Below are 21,961 nucleotides of genomic sequence, written 5' to 3' on the forward strand. Positions count from 1 at the left end.
TTAGTGAAAAATAACAATAACTATGAAATAAACAAGCATTGTAATTAGGCCAACAGGAACCCCGAATTTTGCCCATTCTTTACTTGTAATGTTTAATTTACCAGCAGAGATGATATTCGGTATGTTTCCTGGAATTAACATTCCGCCACTGATCATTAGACCTAGCAAGATTGCTTTAACAGTCATGTCATCCATTGCAGGACTGATTTCAGCTGCAGCTAATGTTGCATTGTCTAAAATAGCAGAAATCATGTTAATCCAATATAGAATAAGCGGGCTTAATCCCAATAGGTATTTTTCAATAAACGGTTCGAATCCTGCACCAAGCAATGTTAGTCCCATAACAAATAGGTAAATTTTTGCAGCGCGGATAATAATTTCCTTATAGCTTTCTTGTTCAAGACTTGCAGATAATCCTTCATCATTTTGCTTTGGTTTAATAATAATTGCTGATAGTATACCAAAAATGATGACAGCTGTAATAACATCTACTCCAATTAATTCAAACAAATAGAAGAAATGCTCGTCTAATTTGCTGATTGCAATTGTTGAAAGCGGTTCCCCAATTGGCGTTAAGGCTGCCCCAAGTCCGATTGAAAAACATGCTAATACAACTAAACGAATTTCTGATGTCCGATCAAGGCGAAGAACACTGACGATAACAACTAAAACGATAGCAGCGATAATAGCTGTAATGACACTTGAAATTAACCCAAGAACAATAACAACTAAAGCAAAGAATAAGCGGATTGGCATCATTTGGCTTAATCCTAGAATTCCCTTTTCAATTGGATTTTGACACCATCTGAAAAGCAGACCAGCAAAAAGCACAGCCAAAGTTATCTTAATTGGGTCCTCCAGTGCAGCTATGATCAATGATTTGTCTAGTACTTGACTGATTAATGAAGCAGCCAGTCCCATAATAAACAAAAATACTTCTAAATTATGCTCGACTTTTTTTACTGTGAAAGGCAGAAATAAAACAAGTATTAAGATAAATGTTAATCCTAGTATCATTGTGGTCGGTCCTTTCTTAAGACTATAGGCTTAGCTGAGGAAGCTTATAACCGCTATCTTTTATACCATTTTTAATTATAGCACGAAAAATCGAGTTTTTCTGCATGAATTTTCTATTTATTCTATGTCCTATGTGAATTATTAAATAGGTAGAAACATGTTAGAAATGGGTGATTTTTTTATAAAAAAAATTGACATAAAGGAATATTTTTCGCCAATTTACGCATGGTATACATGGGTGATAGATGGTGAGAAAGAAAATATATACGTCAATAATTATTTTTTCAGTAATATTTGCCGGCGGTTTTTTCTTGGACAGCAAGGGGAAAAGAGAGTTTTATATACCTGAGCCGTCCAGTATCGTTAACGAAGCAGAGGGGCTTGCAGATGCCATCGAGAAGATGCAGGTTCATTACGAAAACGAGGGCTTTGTCGAGAATCGGGTAAAAGCCTTTGGTCCGCGTGAGTATGTAAGATTTAATGCGGGAATGTAAAACGTTATACTGCCTGGTCAAGATAAAAAGGCTAAATCCCCTATAGGATTTGGCCTTTTGACGTTAGTTAAAATAATCTTTTTCTAATGCCTCAACATTTCTTAAGCTAAGTTCTGCCCATTTGGACCCATCCTCAAGGAGTTGTTGCTTCATACTAGCCAAAGCAGTCTGGAGAGACTCCTTATAATCAGGGATTTCTTCGGTAAATGCCTTAACCATCGGTTTGGGGATATTTGCCTGTTCTCTGTATGAAAGTGCTCTGCGCTCATGAAAGATTAGTGCGTCAGCATCCTTAGGACTGTGCAGATCACCTTGCATCGGGTGCTTTAGTACAGCGAGCACTCTTACTAAATAGGCCTGTGGCCGAATATCTGTTACCTCGCCAATATACTTTCCAGTTTTATAGATGCCTGTTACCTGATCGCCTACTTGAAATTCTGCCACCTAAAAAATCTCCTTCCTTAACAAAAGATTGTTCTGTTTCAATTGTAAGTGGTTTACTTTTTAAAGACAAATTAAACAATTTTGGCTAACATCCTTTTTGTTGTATAATAGATGAAAGAACCACTGCTTTTTGCAGAAAGGAACGATTGAATTGTTTCAATGGTATATCTTATCACTGTTTTTATACTTCCCACAGGATAAAAGTGAGTACATTCCTGCAGCGATTAAATTAGCCGTATGTCTTGTACTTTGTGTTCTATTTTTCCGCTGGATTCTTCGTGTATCCAAGCGTCAAGCGGCGAAGGCAAAAGAATTAGAGGATAAGATCATGGGACAGGTCCACAGTACTCATTCGAAGGAGAACAGCCGCTAAAGGCTGTTTTTTTTATGTGCCCGCATAAGTTTATCTATAGGGGGATTTGTGCATACTGAATGACAAATTGTCTTATGGAGGAACGGTGGAATGAAAAAGATTTGTTTATTAATCCCATTATTATTGCTGTCAGGCTGTATGGAGGAAAATATAAAAAATATGGATGTGGAAGTATTCAATGCTGATGGAGACTCCTTAGGTATAATAAATTTACAGGAACAATCCTCAGGAGTGAGGCTTGATGTTGATTTGAAAGGACTCCCGCCAGGAGAACATGCGATACATATTCATGAAACTGGAAAGTGTGAAGCACCTGATTTTAAATCAGCAGGCAATCACTTCAATCCGGATGATAAGGAGCATGGCCTGCTTCATCCAAAGGGAGCACATGCCGGAGATCTGCCCAATCTGATTGTTGAAGCAGATGGGAAAGTAAAAGCCGAACTCATGGCGCCAAGTGTCACCTTAAAGGAAAGCAAAAAAGGTTCCCTGCTATCAAAGGACGGCACAGCGATTGTTATTCATGAAGGGAAAGACGATGGCATGACCCAGCCCGCAGGAGATTCAGGAGAACGCATCGCCTGCGGAGAGATCTCTATGGAAAAGAAGAAAAAATAAAAAGTCCCCACACCGGGGACTTTTCTGCGTTTTATTCAAATGCTTTCTTAAGTCTATCAAGTCCGTCCTTCAATGTTTCTTTTGTACACCCAAGGTTCATACGGACAAATCCCTCTCCTCCTGGACCATATTTGGTTCCAGGCTCAAGGCCAAGCTTTCCTTTTTCTACTAATAACTCCTTGATCTCTGTATCGCTTTTACCAAGTCCGCGGCAGTTGATCCATAATAAATAAGTTCCATCAGGTTCCATCACAGAGATATTTGGAATGTTTTCTGCAATGTAGGTTTTGGCAATCTCGGCATTTTCCTTCAAGTACTCTAATAATTCCTCGAGCCAGTCATCTCCATGTCGATAAGCAGCCTCCATTCCGATAATTCCAAGAGCTGGGAGGGTAAAGAATCCCTGGCGCCCTAAAACAGAGGCAAACTTTTTGCGCATATCTTCATTTGCAATGATCACAGCAGAAGCATGAAGTCCAGCTAAATTAAATGTTTTTGTTGGAGCAATGCATGTTATGACCATATCTTTGAATCTTTCGTCTAGTGAAACCAATGGTACATGCTTATTGGGCTTGAAAATCAAATCAGAATGAATTTCATCTGACAGAATGAGACAATTATATTTTAAACAGAGCTCACCAAGCTGTAATAGTTCTTCTTTTGTCCATACCCTTCCTCCTGGATTATGAGGATTGCATAGAAGAAATAGCTTTACACCGGATTTCAATTTTTCTTCAAAGTCGGCAAAATCTATTTCATAGCGATTATCCTTTAAAATTAAAGGAGAATTGACGACTTCACGGTTATTTGATTTTATTTTTTCAAAAAATGGCGCATACACTGGTGATTGCAGCAGTACCTTATCACCGGGATCTGTATAGGCTTCAATCGCCGCAGCAATAGACGGAACAACACCAGAATTATATAGGACCCAAGAAGATTCAATAGACCAGCCATGTCTTCTTTCAAGCCAATGCTTAATACTGTCCGCAGTTGATTCTCCTGAATATGTATATCCGAAGATTCCATGGTCAATTCGTTCCTTTAATGCTTCTATAACCTCGCTTGGTGGCCTGAAGTCCATATCAGCCACCCACATTGGCAGCAAGTCAGCTGAACCGAAGACTTCCTTTGTCATATCCCATTTAACAGAAAGCGTGTTATTGCGTGATATTGCTTCATCAAAATTATATTTTTTCATTTTTGTCCTCACCCTCATTCTAAATAAAGTGGTTCCCATTCTATCATATGCTAAGATGACGAAAAATTAAAATAAAAGGGAGTGATTATAACTCCTTCTGTTCAAGGCTTAGAAATGCTTTTATTTGTTTCTGCACTTCCTCTGGCTGTTCCTCAGGCACAAGATGGCCGGTATCTTTGAGCACAACAAGCTTAGAGTTCTTTAAATCATTCTTTAGTCTTTTTCCAAAAGAAAGAGGAAGAACTTTATCATGCTCACCCCAAATAAGCAAAATAGGGGTTTCGATTTGATGCAAAGCTTCTCTTGGCATATCACCCTCCCAATGTCTAATCATTTTCGCTAATCCGCGAAAGATGTCATCATGCAAAAAAGGGGCAAGATATCCTTCTTCCATTTCTTTATCAATGATTGCCTTGTTATAAACCACTAATTTTAAATTTTGTTCCAAACCCGAACGCTCAAGCCATCGCTTGACAAAGACATGAGAGATTGGGAGGTAGCTAGCCATAACAAGAAGCGGCTTCATTTTTTTCAGATAAGATGAACTGCCGAGCAAAACTGCGCTTTTTACTAAATCGGGCCTTAGTTTGGCAATATGTAAAGAAATTTGTCCACCCATTGAATGACCGAGCAGGATGACTTTTTCGATATTTAGCTGTTCAATCAGCATGATCACGGTCTTCGCGAGATTTTTATAAGAAAACGTATAGCCGCGGACCTTTCCGCTCTTTCCGAAGGGAGGGAGATCCACTAACAGAATATGAAAGTCATTCTTTAAGTATGGAAGGATTCGCCGAAAGCTGAATGATGAAGCTAAAAAGCCGTGTAAACAAACAATTGTTTCACGGGCTGATGGATTTTGGATATATTCGTAATAAACTTGTCCGTTTTTGATATCCATATATTTTCCGGGGATGTTTCTAATCATGTCCCTCACTCCTCCCAATACTGTCCTTTTTTATTATCACCAAAAAATAAAAAAAAGGACAAGCCACAAGGGATTGTCCACTTCAAAAAGGGGGAATACTAGAAAGCCTTACAACAAGGGTAACCAAAATAAAAAGTTTTTATTCATAAAAAGTAAAATCCTTCAATATTGAGCAAAATAATAGTGACTATTGTTTATGAATGTTTTTGAAATGACCATAGAACTATGGTATAATTTTTTATTGCGTATAAAAGGGATAAATTATAATAAAATTAGGAGTGTTTTCATGTCTGAAAAAATCGAAATTGGCAGTGTTTTAACGGGTAAGGTAACGGGTGTACAACCATATGGCGCATTCGTTGCACTTGACGAAAATACCCAGGGTCTTGTTCATATTTCTGAAGTAACACACGGATTTGTCAAAGATATTAACGAGTTCATTAAAGTTGGGGATGAAGTAAACGTTAAAGTTTTATCAGTGGATGAAGAGTCTGGCAAGATCGGCTTATCCATTCGTGCAACACAGGAAGCGCCAGCACCAGAGGCAAAAGTTAAAAAGCCTCGTAAGCGTCAAGCTGCTGCTGTTAAATTAGACGATGATTCTCAAGGATTTAATACACTAAAAGATAAGCTTCAGGAATGGATTGAGCAATCCCAGCGTGAAGATTTAATTAAAAAATAATAATGTAAAATGAACCGGGCCTTTGTCCGGTTCATTTTTTTTACCGTCTGAATCCATAACGAGGCAATTTCTACTGTGGGAAAGGATATAATATAACGGAACGTCTCCCTTATTTCCATATGGGGGTTTTGTTAAAGTTATTTTACAATAATGTTATTTCTTTCCTAAGTGAATGTTAAAACGATACAATGGAATGGATAAATACGGCAGTAATGGAGGAATGAAGGGTATGGCTGAATCATCAAATTCAAGATCATTGATAGAGCAAACAGAGAAGTATGGGGCAAATAACTATCATCCTCTTCCAATAGTTATTTCAAGTGCTGAAGGAGTTTGGGTTGAAGATCCTGAAAGCAATAAATATATGGATATGCTTAGTGCGTATTCCGCTGTAAACCAAGGGCACAGACATCCGAAAATTATTCAGGCGCTCAAAAGTCAGGCGGATCGAGTCACTTTAACCTCACGGGCATTTCATAATGATCAGCTCGGACCATGGTATGAAAAGGTGAGCAAGCTGACAAACAAGGGAATGGTTCTTCCTATGAATACAGGTGCAGAGGCTGTGGAAACGGCTGTAAAAGCTGCCCGGCGCTGGGCTTATGATGTAAAAGGCGTCGCTGATAATCAGGCAGAGATCATTGCTTGTACAGGTAATTTTCACGGCAGGACGATGCTTGCTGTCTCCCTATCATCGGAAGAGGAATATAAGCGTGGATTTGGACCAATGCTTCCAGGAATCAAATTGGTTCCGTACGGAGATCTTGCTGCATTAAAAAATGCCATCACAGAAAACACTGCAGCTTTCTTAATTGAGCCAATACAGGGTGAAGCAGGAATCATTATACCTCCTGAAGGATTTCTTAAAGCTGCTTACAATGTGTGTAAAGAGAATAATGTTTTATTTATTGCGGATGAAATTCAATCCGGCTTAGCTCGTTCAGGGAAAATGTTCGCTTGTGATTGGGATCAAGTTGTACCGGATATGTATATACTTGGAAAAGCGCTTGGCGGCGGGGTATTCCCAATTTCCTGTGTGGCTGCTGATAAAGATATTCTTGGGGTGTTTAATCCTGGTTCACATGGGTCAACTTTTGGAGGAAACCCAATGGCATGTGCAACATCCATTGCAGCAATAGATGTCCTCATTGATGAAAATCTGGCAGACCGTTCCCTTGAGCATGGCGAATATTTTATAAAAAAATTAAAGGATATTAAGAATCCAAAAATTAAAGAGGTGCGCGGCCGCGGTCTTTTCATTGGAGTTGAATTGAGCGAGCCTGCCAGAAAATATTGCGAAGAGCTTAAGGGAGAAGGTTTGTTATGTAAAGAAACTCATGAGTGTGTGATCCGATTTGCTCCTCCGCTTGTCATAACAAAAGAAGAGCTGGATTGGGCAATAGAAAGAATACACAAAGTGCTTGATAAATAAAAGATGAATCCCTGGTCTTTAATGAGCGGGGATTTTTTTGTTCTAAACAATATTTTTTTTCAGATTTTTGTTGAAAGTGAAAGGGTTTTCTTTTATACTTCTAACTAAACCGGTTTACTAAATCGGTTTAGCAAATGAGGGAAGCGCATGAATAAAATAACGATGCAAGACGTCGCGATAAAAGCGGGCGTTTCAAAGAGCACAGTCTCTCAATTTATTAATAACCGCTACGAATATATGGCTGAGGAAACGAAAAAGCGGATTGAAGAGGCTATTCGGGAGCTTGGATATATACCGAATTATATCGCGAAAAGTCTTAAGCAAAAGAAAACTTCAACTATCGGTGTTATCGTTGCAAATATTCTGCATGCCTTTTCTACAGAGATCATCCGAGCGATTGAAGATGTATGTGAGTGTAATGAAGTACAAATTTTTGTCTGCAATGCTGACGATGATCCTGAAAAAGAACGAAGCTATATCGAAATGCTACGGGCAAAACAAGTTGATGGCTTAATAATTTTTCCGACGAGCGGGAACGTTAATTTGTATAATTTATTGAAAAAATCCCAATTCCCCATTGTTTTTATAGACCGAAAAATGGAGCCTGCTATTTACCCAACATATATGCTTGATAACGAAAAAGCCGCGCAAAAGGCTGTGAATGAACTTATCAATAGCGGGAAAAGTAAGATTGGCTTAGTTGGTACCTCGCTGGAAAGAAACATTACGCCAAGGGTTGAGCGGGTTGAAGGGTTTAAAAAGACACTGGAAGAAAACGGGATTCCTATTAATGAAAAGTGGATTATCACTGCTGAGCGCCATGAAATTGCAGCCTATTTAGAAAGAATCTGGGAGGATGATGACCTTCCTGATGCCTTTTTTGCTGTAAACGATTTGTCGCTGATTGAACTGCTGAAATTTTTGAAAAAGAAGAATCTTGCTATTCCTCAAAATGTAAGCGTTACAGCTGTCGACGATTCTCCATTTATGGAAGTTCTGACTCCGCCTATTACCGTAGTGAAGCAGCCAACGTTTGAAATGGGCAAGGCGGCCGCAGAAAAAATCCTGGAGTTAGCGGCGTTAGGGAAGCTTGAAGAGGAATATGAGGTTACACGGTATATGCCTGAGCTGGTTAGGAGAGATTCCGTTTAACTTTGGGTTTTATTAGACAGAAGTTTTGCAAACAGCAAGGAGAGAAGAAAATGTCATCTCAATTTAGTGTGTTAACCATCGGTGATGCCATGATAACAATGAATCCTGTGACAACAGGCCCATTGCGTTATGTGACCCATTTTGAAAGGAAGCTTGGCGGTGCTGAGCTGAACTTTGCCATCGGATGTGCAAGATTAGGCATCCAAACAAGATGGGTTAGCCGGTTAGGTAAAGATGAATTTGGCCGTGTCATTTATAATACTGTTCGCGGCGAAGGTGTTGATATGTCACAGGTTGAATTTGCAGCTGGATATCCAACATCATTAAATTTCAAAGAAATTCAGGAAGACGGTTCGGGAAAAACTTTTTACTACCGCTATCAGTCTCCTATGCTGACTCTTACACCAGAGGATATAACAGACGAAATGTTCGAGGGAATAAATCTTGTCCATTTAACAGGTGTTTATCTTGCTATTGATGTAAGAAATCGTACGATAGTACAAGCGATTATTGAGAAAGCAAAGGAGAAACATATTCCGATTTCTTTCGATCCAAATATTCGGTTAAAGTTATGGACAATTGAAGAAGCCAGAAAAGTCTATGAGATGATTTTTCCTAATATTGATATTTTGTTAACTGGTTTGGATGAATTCCGGTTAATTTTCGGAAAAGATTCTAATGAGGATTTAGAGGAAATCGCTAAACAGTATGGATTTAGTGATTTGGTCATCAAGGATGGCGGAAACGGGTCCATGCTGTACCGTAACGGTCAATGGACGAAAGCAGATGCCTTCAAGGTAACGGTTGTCGATACTGTGGGAGCAGGGGACGGATTCGATGCCGGCTATATTTATGGCTACCTGAATCAGTTCCAGCCTGAAGATCTGCTGCGTTTTGCAAATGGCGTCGGCGGATTGGTAACAACGGTTTCAGGGGACAATGAAGGTCTTCCATATCTTGAAGAAGTTCAGGCTTTTATCGGAAACGAAACAATTATCGAACGATGAAAGGTGACACGTAATAATGAAAACGATCTCAACCATACTTGAGGAGCTAAGCGCAGTATGCAGCAACATCTCCAACGAACAATACGAGGAGCTTATAAAGCTTCTTAAACAAGATCGTACGTTTTATTTTGCCGGAGAAGGCCGTTCAGGGCTTGTTGCAAAAGCAATTGCTATGAGATTAATGCATGGTGGAAAAAGGGTGCATGTAATAGGTGAAACAACCACACCCGCTATTAAGGCTTCAGATGTCTTAATCATCCTTTCCGGCTCCGGAAAAACTATGCAGACAGTACATGTAGGTGAAAGTGCTGCCAAAGCAGGGGCTGAAGTTTTTCTTGTGACTACTAATCAGGAAGCTTTAAGCCATGATTGGTGCCATGCTGGTCTTCGGATTCCAGCAGCGACCAAGCATCGTTTGCCTGAAGAGCCTGCGACTATTCAGCCGCTTGGCAACCAATTTGATCAATCCGCACATATTATCCTTGATGCTGCGATTATTGACAGTCTTCAATCGGATCATTTGCAGGATGAAATGAAGAAAAAGCACTCTAACCTAGAGTAGGAGGATTTAAAAATGTCTAAACAAATCATTAATCACGAAGAGGCTAAAGGCCTTGTTGTAAAAAAATTAACAGAAGCTGGATTAGTTACGGAACATGCTGAAAAAGTTGCAGAAGTTCTTGTGCATGCTGATTTAAGAAATGTGAATTCACATGGCGTACTTCGTACAGAACACTATGTTAACCGAATCAATGCAGGCGGCATTAATACAAATGCCAATATTAGCATCAAGAAAACCGGCCCTGTAACAGGTGTTGTTGATGGAGATGATGGTTTTGGCCATGTGGTCGGAGATATCGCTATGCAAAATGCAATTGATATGGCGAAGGAAAATGGCGTCGGCATGGTTACCGCCATTAATAGCAGCCACTGTGGTGCACTAAGTTATTTCGTACAAAAAGCTGCAGAGCAAAACCTTATCGGTATTGCAATGACTCATACAGATAAAATTGTTGTTCCGTTTGGCGGAAAAGAATCGTTTTTAGGAACGAACCCGATTGCCTATGGTGTGCCTGCCAAAAATCATAAACCTATGATTCTTGATATGGCCACATCGAATGTTGCACTAGGTAAAGTGCTTCAATATAAAGAAGAAGGAAAAGATATCCCTCCAGGCTGGGGCGTTGATGAAACTGGTCAAACAGTGACAGATCCAAGCAAAGTTGTCTACTTATCACCATTTGGCGGTCCTAAAGGATACGGATTATCCTTGATCGTTGATATTTTCTCTGGACTTTTAGCTGGAGCAGCATTTGGCCCACACGTGGCGAAAATGTATGATGATCTTGATAAAAAGAGAAAGCTGGGCCATTACTTCTGTGCGATTAACCCTGCTTTCTTTACAGATACAGATACTTTCTTAGAGCAAATGGACACAATGATGGACGAGCTTCATGATGTTCCGCCAGCACCAGGATTCTCTCAAGTACTAGTTCCAGGAGAAATTGAGCAAATGAATGAAGAGAAAAACTTGAAAGATGGCATCGCCATCGCATCAACAGTGTATGAGTATCTAACAAAATAATTTGAAAGGCAATGCCTTTTCAAAGATAAAAAAAATCAACAAAATTAGGGGGAAAAGAGATGAAAAAACTTAGCTGGTTATCAGCTATCATGGCAGTTATGCTGTTATTAGCAGCATGCGGATCCGGCGGCGGAGATAAAGAAGAAGCCGGCGGCAGCGAAGGCGGTAAAACAATTAAATGGAAAATGGGCCACTTAGCAGATGAAAATCATATTTGGCACAAAACATCTTTAAAATTCGCTGATTTAGTCAAAGAGAAAACTAATGGACAAATTGAGATCACTGTTTATCCTAACAACTCTTTAGGCGGCGAAACAGACACAATCAATGCGATTTCTGCTGGAACAGCTGACCTAGTTATTTCTGGCGAGACACTGCAAAACTGGGCTCCAAAAGCTGCACTACTTGCTGTACCTTATGCCTTCACTGGTTTAGACCATGTAAAAAAAGTAGTCGAAGGTGAAGTAGGAGACGAAATTGAAGCTGAAATCAAGGAAAAAGCAAATTTAACACCATTATTTTATATGACACGTGCACCGCGTAATCTTACATCCAGCAAACCGATTAAAACACCAGAAGATTTAAAAGGATTTAAAATGCGTGTGCCTAATGTTCCATTATTCCTTAAAGTATGGGAAGCAGCTGGAGCTAAGCCTCAGGTAATGGACTTTAACGAAGTGTTCACTGGTATCCAGCAAGGAGTAATCGATGGACAAGAAAACCCTGTTGACCTTATCCAAAGCGGCGGTCTATATGAAGTGCAAAAATATGTAAACCGCACAGAGCATGTTTATTCTTGGATTTACGTTCTAGTTGGAAACAAGCAATGGGATGCTTTAAATGATGAGCAAAAGACTGCTGTTCAAGAAGCTGCTGCAGAAGCGCAGACCTATGGTGAAGAATTATTTAACGAAGAGATCAGCAAGATTGAGGAACAATTGAAAGAGGAAGGTATGGAGTTTGTAGATTCCGATAAAGATGCCTTCGCTGAGCTAATGGTTCCTGCTGTTAAAGCTTCACTTTCTGAAGAGCAAAATGCATTATATGAAAAAATCTTAGAAGCAAAATAAAAAATAGGATAGGCACGGTTGACCTCTTGGTTGACAGTGCCTTTCCGTTAGTTTAAGGAAGAGTTGGGTTTAATTAGAGCTGTTGTAAAATTTTTGAAATTATATATTATTTCCGAAAGGGAGTGAATCTGATGTCGAGTGTCCTAAAGTGGCTGACACGAATACTTGGATTTATATCTGTTATTTGTTTTATCGGCGTTATTGTCATCGTTGCCATGCAAATCCTTTCCCGCTATTTTCCATATTCTTATATTTGGACAGAAGAGTTAACGCGTTATTTATTCCTTTTTGGTATAGCAACTGCTGCACCACTAGCACTTCTTCGCAATGAATATATTGCTGTTGATATCGTTATTGCCAGATTCCCTGAAAAGCTGAAAAAGGTTTTTGATATTCTGATTATGACATCCCTTTTAGTTATAAGTATCATCATGATTAAGGAATCTATCTCATTTGTGCAGATTGGGGCACCTCAGCTGTCAGCCACCATGCCGATTAAGATGGGATGGATCCATGGGTCTATGCTTATTATGAGTATTTTCTTAGCATTTTTTGCAATAATACGACTTGGCTATATATTTAGAAACAAGAAAAATCCATATGAAGTAGAAGGAGGTGGGGAAATATGATGGCTCTCCTATTGTTTATTTCATTTATCGCATTAATCTTCCTTGGCGTGCCAGTAGCATTTAGTTTGGGTCTGTCGTCGCTTATCTATCTGATTGTCGGTGATATTCCATTAAATATCATTCCGCAAAAGATGTTTGCCGGTCTGAACTCATTCGTTTTGCTTTGTATTCCCGGTTTTATACTTGCCGGTAACTTAATGAACGTCGGTGGTATTACGGATCGAATTATTAACTTTGCCAACAGTATTCTTGGCCGTATCCGCGGCGGACTTGGGCTTGCTAACGTTGGTGCTTCCATGGGATTTGCCGGTATTTCAGGTACAGCTCTTGCAGATACAGCTAGTATTGGTGCCATTCTTATTCCAGCGATGAAAAAGGAAGGTTATGGAGCAGCATTCTCTTCTGCGGTTACTGCTTCTTCATCCATTGTTGGACCAATTATCCCGCCATCTCTGCCAATGATCATTGTCGGAACTCTTGCTTCCTTGTCTATTGGTGACTTATTCATGGCCGGTGCTGTACCAGGTATATTAATCGGATTAGGCTTAATGATTCCTACCTATATTATTTCTGTTAAAAGAAATTATCCAAAAGGCGAAAAAAGGTCATTAAAAGAAATCTGGAAAAGCTTCCTTGGCGCTTTCTGGGCTTTATTAATGACAATCATTATCTTATACGGAATTTTAGGAGGATTATTCACACCTACTGAAGCTTCTGTTGTTGCTGTTATTTATGCTTTTGTTATTGGTATTTTCGTATATAAAGAGCTTCCAATTAAAAAAATCCCTGAAATTATGCTATCTACCATGACTTCTACTGCAGCAATTATGCTATTAGTTGGATTTGCGAATCTGTTTGGCTGGATTTTAGTCAGTGAAAGAATTCCGCAAATGGTAGCAGATACTATCTTGGGTATTTCTTCAAATCCTGTTGTTGTTATTTTATTAATTATTGCTTTAATGTTATTTGTTGGCACGTTCATGGAAACCATTGCAGGACTAGTTATTCTGTTTCCTGTTCTGTTGCCGGTAGCCACTCAAATTGGCATGGACCCAATCCAATTTGGTGTAATGATGGTCTTAGCAATGGTTATCGGATTGGTTACACCGCCGGTAGGGGTATGTTTATTCGTGGCCTCGCAGATTGGAAGGGTTACGATGGGGAAAGTGACACTGGAATTAATTCCGTTCCTTGCGGTTATGTTAATTGTCTTACTGCTTGTTGCCTTTATTCCTCAAGTTACATTGTTCTTGCCAAGCTTATTTGAATAAGGAGATGCAATATAATGAAAGCTGTACAAATTACTAAACCACATGAAATGATTTCTTTAGAAGTTGAACAACCAGAAATTAAAAATGAGGATGACGTTCTTGTCAAAGTTAAGCGTGTCGGAATATGCGGTTCGGATATGCATATATTCCATGGAACCAACCCGCTTGCGACCTATCCGCGCGTAGTCGGCCATGAAGTAGCCGGAGAGGTTGTGGCAGTTGGAGAGAATGTGACAAAGCTAAAGGCTGGGGATCATGTTGTTGTAGAACCGATCAGCTATTGCGGAGAATGTTACGCTTGCCGCAAAGGACGTCCGAATGTTTGTGAAAAGCTTTCAGTATTTGGTGTACATGAAGATGGTGGGATGCGTGAATTCTTCGTTCTTCCAGAAAAACAATTGCATGCCGTTGACCTGTCATTAGATTGGGATGAAATTGTCCTTGCAGAACCATATACCATTGGAGCTCAAGCTAATTGGCGCGGAAAAGTTGAAGAAGGTGACACCGTTCTTATCCAAGGTGCAGGTCCAATTGGAATTTGCGCATTGAAAATGGCGAAGCATTTAGGTGCCAAGGTTATGGTATCCGACCTTAAAGAGGAGCGCTTAGCATTTGCCAAAGAAAATGGTGCAGACTGGACTATTAATGCAGGTAATGAATCTGTAGAAGAAAAGGTAATGGAATATACTAATGGAGAAGGGGCTAACGTTGTTATTGATGCTGTATGCCTTCCTCAGACTTTTGAACTGGGACCAAAAGTAGCTTCAATTGCTGGTACAGTTGTCTGCTTGGGATTTGACGAGCGTCCTGCATCTATTTCACAGCTTCCTATTACAAAGAAAGAGCTGACTATCGTTGGTTCACGTTTACAAACAGATCAATTTAAAACTATTGTACAGCTATTAAATGAAAAGAAACTACAGTCAAATGGATTAATTACTCATAAATTCCCAATTGAGCAGGTTCAAGAGGCTTTCAAATTCGTTGAAGAAAATCAAGATATTGTTAGAAAAGCATTAATCGTTTTTGAATAAAGGGTATTTTTTTCGACTTTAAGAATAGTTTAGCGCCTGGTGCCAGCTGACGCCTGGCGCTTTTCTAAATAGGAGGCATTTGGATGTTACCGAAGGTAGAGATATTAAAATCACTGTCTGAAGCAAAAGTTGTGGCTGTTGTTCGCGGAAAGGATGCTGATGAGGCTATCGCAATTTCTAAGGCAGCCATTAAAGGCGGATTTCAGGCCATAGAACTCACGTATACAACACCAAATGTTGAACGGGTTTTTCAGGAACTAGAAAAAGAACAGGCAATAATTGGAGCCGGCACTGTCTTGGATGCCGAGACAGCCAGGCATGCCCTTCTTCATGGTGCAAAATTTATTGTCAGTCCTCATTTCAGTGAGGATATCAGTAAGCTTAGCAATCGTTACTGTGTTCCCTACTTGCCTGGGTGCTTAACGATTTCGGAAATTGTCAGAGCGCTTGAAGCTGGCTGTGATGTAGTGAAATTATTCCCAGCGAATAATTTTGAACCTTCTTTTATAAAAGCAGTGAATGGTCCGCTTCCACATGTGCGAATGATGCCTACCGGCGGAATAAATATTGGCAATATTTCTGAATGGCTAGATGCTGGGGCTGTGGCTGCCGGTGTGGGCAGTGATTTAACAAAGGCTTATCGCAGCGGCGGGGAAGAAGCTGTCATTGATCACTGCCGTAAATATATAGATATTATTAATAAAAGCGGGGTAGACCTATGAACATGACATTTCGCTGGTATGGGAGAGGCAATGACACAGTCACATTAGAGCAAATTAAACAAATCCCTAGTGTAAAAGGAATTGTGTGGGCACTCCATGAAAAGCTTGTTGGTGATGTTTGGACTAAGGAAGAAATAAAAGCAGAGGTTGAATATATTCAGTCCTATGGCTTCCATGCTGAAGTTGTGGAAAGTGTAAATATTCATGAAGCAATTAAATTAGGCAATCAAGAACGTGATACATATATCGAAAATTATAAGACGACCATCCGAAATCTAGGTGAATTTGGCGTTAAGGTCATTTGCTATAATTTTATGCCTGTTTTCGACTGGATTCGGACAGATTTATACCACCCGCTTCCAGATGGATCAACAGCGTTATTCTATGAGAAACAAAAATTAGATTCGATTGGTCCAAATGAGCTTGTCGATATTTTTTCATCGGCATCTGACATGACTCTCCCAGGGTGGGAGCCGGAGAAGCTTGGCCGGATTAAAGAATTGTTTGAAGCATACAAAGAGATTGATGAAGATAAGCTATGGGAGAACCTAGGTTATTTTCTCAATGAAATTTTGCCTGTTTGCGAGGAAGCAGGCATCCAAATGGCCATTCATCCGGATGATCCGCCATGGTCACTTTTTGGACTGCCGCGAATCATGACAGGTGAAGAAGGACTAAGAAAATTATTGTCCATATCCGATTCGCCAGCCAATGGGATTACATTTTGTACAGGTTCATTAGGATCAAATCCAAAAAATGATATGGTCGAGCTTGCTGGGAAATTTGCAGGCAGATCTCCATTTGCTCACATCCGCAATGTGAAAATTTTTGAAAACGGCGATTTTATTGAAACATCCCATCTTACTTCAGATGGTTCCATTAACGTAACAGGTGTGGTCAAAGAATTGGCAGAGCAGAACTATTCAGGCTATGTCAGACCCGATCATGGCCGACATATCTTTGAAGAACATTGCCGCCCAGGCTACGGATTATACGACCGTGCACTTGGAATCATGTATTTGAACGGTCTTTGGGATGCATTTACTGCAGGACACAGGGACAGGCACCTTGTCCCGCAAAATGATAAGAAGGAGGGATAAGAATGCTTCCTATTCATGAAAACTTACAAGGAAGAGTTGCAGTTGTTACAGGCGGCAGCGGTGTATTATGTTCTGAAATGTGCCGGGAGCTTGCCCGCCACGGAGTTAAGGTAGCTGTTCTTAACCGTACTGCTGCAAAAGGCGAAGAAGTTGCAGAAGAAATTCGTTCTAATGGCGGAACTGCAATTGCCTTGGCTGCAGATGTGCTTAACAAGGCATCATTAGAAAAAGTCCGGGATGAAATAATTAACGAGTATGGACGTGTGGATATTTTAATCAATGGCGCTGGCGGCAACCATCCGGATGCAATTACGGCTCCGGAAACCTTTGGCGAAGATGTTGAGGGTAAAACCTTTTTTGATTTAGATGAAAAAGGCTTTTCACAAGTCTTTGCAACCAACTTTACAGGCTCCTTTTTAGCTACCCAGGTTTTTGCTAAGAATATGCTTGAGCAGGAATCACCAGTCATTATCAACATTTCCTCTATGAGCGCTTATTCGCCAATGACAAAGGTTCCGGCCTATAGTGCGGCAAAAGCTTCCATTAATAACTTTACAATGTGGATGGCCGTTCATTTTGGAGAAACAGGATTAAGAGTGAATGCGATTGCACCGGGATTTTTCTTAACAAAGCAAAATAAAGACCTGCTGACAAACCCAGATGGCTCATTAACTAAGAGATCCCACAAGATTATGTCACATACGCCAATGAGACGTTTTGGCAAGCCGGAAGATCTATTGGGCACACTGTTATGGTTAACTGATGAATCCTGCTCCGGTTTCGTTTCAGGTGTAACAGTTCCAGTTGATGGCGGATTTATGGCTTATTCAGGAGTGTAATATATGAAAATCCAACTTGCATTAGACAGGTTAACCACAGAAGAATGCTTTCGCATTGTCGATGCTGCAGGCACGTCGATTGATTGGATTGAAATTGGAACGGGTGTCATAAAGGAATATGGCATGTCCATTGTCCGGGATATGAAAGCCAAATATCCAGACATTCTGATTTTAGCGGACATGAAAACGTGTGATGCCGGCAAACATGAAGCAGCACAGGCATTTGAGGCTGGGGCAGATATCATGACGGTTATGGCATTCTCTGGAGATGGCACAGTTCGCGAAACTTTGGATACTGCTAAAAAGTACAATAAGCGCGTCATGTTTGACCTGCTTGGGGTTAAATCCAAAAAGCGTGTAGATGAGCTTGTTGCATTAGGTGCAGATCTTGTCTGTCTCCATGTGGGCAAAGACATGCAAAAGCAAGGGCAATTTGCATCCAAAGAACTTTTTAGCTTGATAGAAGGAATCAATGGAATTGAAGTGGCAATGGCTGGCGGAATCAATGCGGAGTCAGCAGCAGAGCTAAAGGACTCACCCGTTGATGTTCTTATTGTTGGCAGTGCCATTACCGGCGCCGATGATCCTAAGGCAGCCGCAGATAAAATTCAACAGGCTATATTATAAGGGTTAAGCTCCTAGTGGAATAGGCTATATCACTAGGGCTTAACCCTTTGCTTTTTTTGTCGAAAATTGCCCAGGCAATAATCGACATTTTATGTCCCTTGATAATATAATCGACATCCGATAAAGTGATAGTGAAGATATGGGTATATTAGGAATACAACGATAGCTTTTTTAAATAATAAATATCGGACATATATTGGAGGACACATATGACAAATCTTACTTTTGACTACTCAAAGGCCCTTACATTTATGGGTGAGCATGAACTTACCTATTTACAAGATGCTGTAAAGGTTGCCCATCATTCTTTGCATGAACAAACGGGTCCCGGAAATGAGTATACAGGCTGGATTGATTTGCCGGTCAATTATGATAAAGAAGAATTTACCCGAATTAAAAATGCTGCAGAAAAAATCAGAAGTGATTCAGATATTTTGCTCGTAATTGGAATTGGAGGCTCCTACCTTGGTGCTCGGGCTGCGATTGAGATGCTTAGCCACAGCTTTTATAATGAGCTTCCAAAGGAAAAAAGACAGTCACCGCAAATTGTGTTTGTTGGGAATAGCCTGAGCTCTACATACATAAAGCATTTGATCGAATTGTTAGAAGGCAAAGACTTCTCTATTAATGTTGTCTCAAAATCAGGAACAACCACCGAGCCAGCCATCGCGTTCCGTATATTTAGGAGCCTATTGGAAGAGCGGTATGGCAAGTCTGAGGCAAAGGATCGGATCTATGCGACAACCGACAAGGAAAAGGGAGCGCTCAAGACCCTCGCTCAGGATGAAGGATATGAATCCTTTATCATCCCTGATGACATTGGCGGGCGATATTCCGTCTTAACAGCTGTTGGTTTATTGCCGATTGCCGTAAGCGGAGCTGATATTGACCAAATGATGGAAGGAGCAGCCAGTGCCAGAGAAGACTTTGGAAAATCTGAGCTTGTGGAAAACTCGGCCTATCAATATGCAGCTATTCGCAGCATCCTTTACCAAAAAGGAAAAACAATTGAATTGCTCATAAATTACGAGCCATCCCTGCAATACTTTGCCGAGTGGTGGAAGCAATTATTCGGCGAGAGCGAAGGGAAGGATCTGAAAGGAATTTATCCTTCATCGGCTAATTTTTCAACGGATCTGCATTCCATGGGGCAATATATCCAGGAAGGCCGGCGTGATCTTTTTGAGACTGTTTTAAGGGTAGAAACCCCTCAGGAAGATTTAGTCATTGAAAAAGATGAAAAGGATTTAGATGGATTAAATTATTTAGCCGGTAAAACGGTTGATTTTGTTAATAAAAAGGCTTTTGAAGGCGCGATGCTTGCACATACTGATGGCGGGGTGCCGAATCTAGTTATCTCTATTCCCAAACTTGATGCCTATTCATTCGGCTATTTAGTTTACTTCTTTGAAAAGGCCTGTGCGATGAGCGGATATTTGCTGGGGGTTAATCCATTCGATCAGCCTGGAGTGGAAGCCTACAAGGTGAATATGTTTGCTCTGCTTGGAAAGCCGGGGTTCGAAAAAAGAAAAGAAGAGCTTGAAAAGCGGCTAAAATAGAAAAAAGGAGTGCCATCCAAAGGTGGGGGCACTTCTTTTTATTTAGCCTAGAATAATAATTAGCTGATCCTTGGGTATAATTTTGAAAGGATGCGGCGGGTTTAGTATGGTTGCTTCCCCTCGTTTTACGCCTAAAAGAAGAGCGCCATCCTGAATAAACAATTGACTAAGCTCCAAATAGGTCTTGTCAGCGATTTCAGAAGTTGCCGGTTTAAAGGTAAGCTTTCTTTTATCCAGCTGATTCAATAAATCAAGAAAAGAAGTAAAGAGCTCCTGTGAGGAGATGCTGTTAATCATAATGAAGCTTGTAAGCATGTTGGTCTGAACGACCTCATCTGCTCCGGCCCTTCTGGCATTCGCTACCTGTTCTGTTGTTAATATTTCAACAATACACTGGACCTCGCGATTTATCCCTTTTACCGCCAGGAGTGTCAGGATCGATCCCATATCTGCCTGAAGTTCTCCTCTGTTGGGATCTGCTGTAATAATGACCTTGCTTGCATCGTAGACATTTGCCTTAATCAGCGTTTCATCCTGATTGGAACGCCCGCGTATAAAATGTACATTCAATTCGGGCAGAGGATTTATATCTAGCGATTCATCAATCAGGATAAATGTCTGGGATTTGTCGTTTTTCGCCAGGGTTTTCAAGATTTCACGGGATCGTTCGTTCCACCCGATAACGATGATATGTCTTTTCCCCTTAAAAGCTACTTTGCCATCTAGGACCTCGCTTTGCTTTGTCACTGCAGCCGCAGCCAAAGTGACAAAATAGGAGGCTAAAAATCCGGCACCCACAAAAATTAATGCAATTCCAGATAGTCGCCCCATGACGGTCTTTGGGGCATAGTCCCCGTAACCGACAGTCGCTGCGGTAATAACCGCCCACCAAATCCCCTCGAACCAGGTCGGAAACTCCTCTGGTTCAATCAAATGAACAAACCATCCAAAAAGGATAATAATGAAGAGAGAAATTATCAGTACACGAACAACCCTCGGCAGCCGGGCAAAGTTCGAAACAAATTGATTGAATGGCATGGAATCCACTCCTAATGCGATTTCCCATACATTATTGCCGAATAAAGGGGGTTTCATAATAGGCAAGGTGAAAAAGGACGACGGGATGATGCCCAGGGGGAGCGGGTTTTTATTGTTTTGGGGAATTGATATTAGGGGGAACCGTGCCCAAAGCGAGGATTTTTATCGTACCTTGGGCACGGATCAATGATTTAAACCTTTAGCTCATTATGAGCAATCACTGATTTTTCAATCTGAATGGTCGTGTGTTCAATTTTAAATTTTTCCTTTATCACATTAATCGCTTTTTGCAGGATTTCCTGGCTGTCAGTATCGTCCTGAATTAAAAGATGACAGCTCAGTGAATCCATGCCAGAGGTAATGGTCCAAATATGAAGATCATGAACATTCATCACACCTTCAATTTGCTCTAGTGCAGATTGAACCTCCTCTTGATTGACTGTAATCGGTGTACCTTCCATTAAAATATGAACTGAATGCGATATAACCCCCCATGCACTTTTTAAAATTAATAAAGCGACCAAAACAGAAATAATTGGATCGACGACATACCAGTCAAACAAAAGCATAAGGAGACCTGCGATAATGGCACCAATCGAACCAAGAGCATCACCAAGAACGTGAAGATAGGCACTACGCAAGTTCACATTATTTCTAACATCACCTTTTCTCATTAAAGACCAGGCGCTTAGCAGATTGGCCAGTAAGCCAACGGATGCAATAAGCATCATTGTTCCGCTTGAGACACTAGGCGGGTCAAAAAAGCGCCCAATGGCTTCCCAGACAATAAATCCAGCAATGACAAACAGGGTAACCCCGTTCAGAAGCGCTGCAAGGATTTCAAAGCGATAATATCCATAGGTTTTATTTGGAGAGGCAGGTCTTGCTGCAAACGAAATGGCGATTAAGCTTAAAAGCAATGAGCTAGCATCGCTCAGCATATGGCCAGAATCGGATAATAATGCCAGGCTATTTGTCCATAACCCCCCGAAAAACTCCAAAATCATAATTCCAGCTGTTATTAGAAGAGCCATAATAAGCCCCTTTTTATTTCCTTGCCGAACCTCATCAAAATGATCATGGCTATGGCCATGGTGATGATGGTGTCCGTGGTGGTGATGTTCATGATGATTTCCCAT

Annotated in this window: 24 protein-coding genes; 18 read left to right on the plus strand and 6 right to left on the minus strand. The window is 40.5% G+C overall.

Translation table 11 applies throughout. The features are described from left to right. Positions 1 to 1,017, minus strand: coding sequence for a DUF1646 family protein (locus AC1Q59_RS13530; RefSeq protein WP_492366365.1), 1,017 nt, complete (start codon positions 1,015 to 1,017; stop codon positions 1 to 3). Positions 1,018 to 1,262: 245 nt separating this feature from the next. On the opposite strand from AC1Q59_RS13530, the gene AC1Q59_RS13535 reads away from it, so the two are divergent. Further along, positions 1,263 to 1,511: a hypothetical protein gene (locus AC1Q59_RS13535; protein ID WP_492366366.1), complete on the plus strand. Its 249-nt coding sequence runs from the start codon at positions 1,263 to 1,265 to the stop codon at positions 1,509 to 1,511. A 63-nt stretch (positions 1,512 to 1,574) separates the two neighbouring features. Here AC1Q59_RS13535 and kapB read toward each other — a convergent pair whose 3' ends face one another. Next, on the minus strand, positions 1,575 to 1,955 hold the full coding sequence (gene kapB, locus AC1Q59_RS13540) for a kinase-associated lipoprotein KapB (RefSeq protein WP_492366367.1): 381 nt from the start codon (positions 1,953 to 1,955) through the stop codon (positions 1,575 to 1,577). A 151-nt stretch (positions 1,956 to 2,106) separates the two neighbouring features. Here kapB and AC1Q59_RS13545 point away from each other — a divergent pair, with 151 nt between their 5' ends. Both AC1Q59_RS13545 and AC1Q59_RS13550 read left to right on the plus strand, forming a co-directional pair. Further along, positions 2,107 to 2,328 (plus strand): hypothetical protein, encoded by a 222-nt coding sequence (locus AC1Q59_RS13545; RefSeq protein ID WP_492366368.1) that lies wholly within the window; start codon positions 2,107 to 2,109, stop codon positions 2,326 to 2,328. 90 nt (positions 2,329 to 2,418) lie between these two features. Further along, entirely contained in the window at positions 2,419 to 2,946 is a 528-nt protein-coding gene (locus tag AC1Q59_RS13550; protein WP_492366369.1) for a superoxide dismutase family protein, read from the plus strand. 31 nt (positions 2,947 to 2,977) lie between these two features. On the opposite strand, the gene AC1Q59_RS13555 is transcribed toward AC1Q59_RS13550, so the two are convergent. After that, the gene (locus AC1Q59_RS13555; RefSeq protein ID WP_492366370.1) at positions 2,978 to 4,147 is read right to left on the minus strand and encodes a MalY/PatB family protein; all 1,170 of its coding nucleotides are present in this window, start codon (positions 4,145 to 4,147) and stop codon (positions 2,978 to 2,980) included. Positions 4,148 to 4,232: 85 nt separating this feature from the next. Next, complete coding sequence (locus AC1Q59_RS13560; RefSeq protein WP_492366371.1) at positions 4,233 to 5,075, minus strand: alpha/beta fold hydrolase; 843 nt, start codon at positions 5,073 to 5,075, stop codon at positions 4,233 to 4,235. A 286-nt stretch (positions 5,076 to 5,361) separates the two neighbouring features. Here AC1Q59_RS13560 and yugI point away from each other — a divergent pair, with 286 nt between their 5' ends. The 15 genes from yugI (at position 5,362) to AC1Q59_RS13635 (ending at position 19,784) form a co-directional block, all read left to right on the plus strand. Continuing rightward, complete coding sequence (gene yugI, locus AC1Q59_RS13565) at positions 5,362 to 5,757, plus strand: S1 domain-containing post-transcriptional regulator GSP13 (RefSeq protein WP_492366372.1); 396 nt, start codon at positions 5,362 to 5,364, stop codon at positions 5,755 to 5,757. 229 nt (positions 5,758 to 5,986) lie between these two features. Continuing rightward, positions 5,987 to 7,189: an ornithine--oxo-acid transaminase gene (locus AC1Q59_RS13570; RefSeq protein WP_492366373.1), complete on the plus strand. Its 1,203-nt coding sequence runs from the start codon at positions 5,987 to 5,989 to the stop codon at positions 7,187 to 7,189. Positions 7,190 to 7,336: 147 nt separating this feature from the next. Further along, entirely contained in the window at positions 7,337 to 8,341 is a 1,005-nt protein-coding gene (locus AC1Q59_RS13575) for a LacI family DNA-binding transcriptional regulator (RefSeq protein WP_492366374.1), read from the plus strand. A gap of 50 nt (positions 8,342 to 8,391) precedes the next feature. Continuing rightward, entirely contained in the window at positions 8,392 to 9,348 is a 957-nt protein-coding gene (locus tag AC1Q59_RS13580; protein ID WP_492366375.1) for a sugar kinase, read from the plus strand. A 16-nt stretch (positions 9,349 to 9,364) separates the two neighbouring features. Next, positions 9,365 to 9,910, plus strand: a complete 546-nt coding sequence (gene hxlB, locus AC1Q59_RS13585; protein ID WP_492366376.1) for a 6-phospho-3-hexuloisomerase — start codon at positions 9,365 to 9,367, stop codon at positions 9,908 to 9,910. A gap of 12 nt (positions 9,911 to 9,922) precedes the next feature. Then, positions 9,923 to 10,933: an ureidoglycolate dehydrogenase gene (allD, locus tag AC1Q59_RS13590; RefSeq protein ID WP_492366377.1), complete on the plus strand. Its 1,011-nt coding sequence runs from the start codon at positions 9,923 to 9,925 to the stop codon at positions 10,931 to 10,933. Positions 10,934 to 10,992: 59 nt separating this feature from the next. Next, on the plus strand, positions 10,993 to 12,003 hold the full coding sequence (locus AC1Q59_RS13595) for a TRAP transporter substrate-binding protein (RefSeq protein ID WP_492366378.1): 1,011 nt from the start codon (positions 10,993 to 10,995) through the stop codon (positions 12,001 to 12,003). Positions 12,004 to 12,134: 131 nt separating this feature from the next. Continuing rightward, a complete protein-coding gene (locus AC1Q59_RS13600; protein WP_492366379.1) occupies positions 12,135 to 12,632 on the plus strand; it encodes a TRAP transporter small permease in 498 nt (165 codons plus the stop codon). Continuing rightward, complete coding sequence (locus AC1Q59_RS13605; RefSeq protein ID WP_492366380.1) at positions 12,629 to 13,903, plus strand: TRAP transporter large permease; 1,275 nt, start codon at positions 12,629 to 12,631, stop codon at positions 13,901 to 13,903. Before AC1Q59_RS13600 ends, AC1Q59_RS13605 begins: the two co-directional genes overlap by 4 nt. Before the next feature lie 14 nt (positions 13,904 to 13,917). Beyond that, the gene (locus tag AC1Q59_RS13610; RefSeq protein WP_492366381.1) at positions 13,918 to 14,937 is read left to right on the plus strand and encodes a zinc-binding alcohol dehydrogenase family protein; all 1,020 of its coding nucleotides are present in this window, start codon (positions 13,918 to 13,920) and stop codon (positions 14,935 to 14,937) included. A gap of 83 nt (positions 14,938 to 15,020) precedes the next feature. Then, on the plus strand, positions 15,021 to 15,659 hold the full coding sequence (locus AC1Q59_RS13615) for a bifunctional 2-keto-4-hydroxyglutarate aldolase/2-keto-3-deoxy-6-phosphogluconate aldolase (protein WP_492366382.1): 639 nt from the start codon (positions 15,021 to 15,023) through the stop codon (positions 15,657 to 15,659). Next, positions 15,656 to 16,759 carry a mannonate dehydratase gene (uxuA, locus tag AC1Q59_RS13620; protein ID WP_492366383.1) on the plus strand — a complete coding sequence of 368 codons (1,104 nt, stop codon included), beginning with the start codon at positions 15,656 to 15,658 and terminating at the stop codon, positions 16,757 to 16,759. The genes AC1Q59_RS13615 and uxuA overlap by 4 nt, the downstream gene beginning before the upstream one ends. A gap of 2 nt (positions 16,760 to 16,761) precedes the next feature. Next, positions 16,762 to 17,598, plus strand: coding sequence for an SDR family oxidoreductase (locus tag AC1Q59_RS13625; RefSeq protein WP_492366384.1), 837 nt, complete (start codon positions 16,762 to 16,764; stop codon positions 17,596 to 17,598). A gap of 3 nt (positions 17,599 to 17,601) precedes the next feature. Next, a complete protein-coding gene (gene hxlA / locus AC1Q59_RS13630) occupies positions 17,602 to 18,225 on the plus strand; it encodes a 3-hexulose-6-phosphate synthase (RefSeq protein WP_492366385.1) in 624 nt (207 codons plus the stop codon). Positions 18,226 to 18,434: 209 nt separating this feature from the next. Further along, positions 18,435 to 19,784, plus strand: coding sequence for a glucose-6-phosphate isomerase (locus tag AC1Q59_RS13635; protein WP_492366386.1), 1,350 nt, complete (start codon positions 18,435 to 18,437; stop codon positions 19,782 to 19,784). 42 nt (positions 19,785 to 19,826) lie between these two features. On the opposite strand, the gene AC1Q59_RS13640 is transcribed toward AC1Q59_RS13635, so the two are convergent. Continuing rightward, positions 19,827 to 20,822 (minus strand): potassium channel family protein, encoded by a 996-nt coding sequence (locus tag AC1Q59_RS13640; protein WP_492366387.1) that lies wholly within the window; start codon positions 20,820 to 20,822, stop codon positions 19,827 to 19,829. 191 nt (positions 20,823 to 21,013) lie between these two features. Beyond that, positions 21,014 to 21,961: a cation diffusion facilitator family transporter gene (locus tag AC1Q59_RS13645; RefSeq protein WP_492366388.1), complete on the minus strand. Its 948-nt coding sequence runs from the start codon at positions 21,959 to 21,961 to the stop codon at positions 21,014 to 21,016.

This window comes from Cytobacillus sp. MT66 (genome assembly GCF_058792595.1).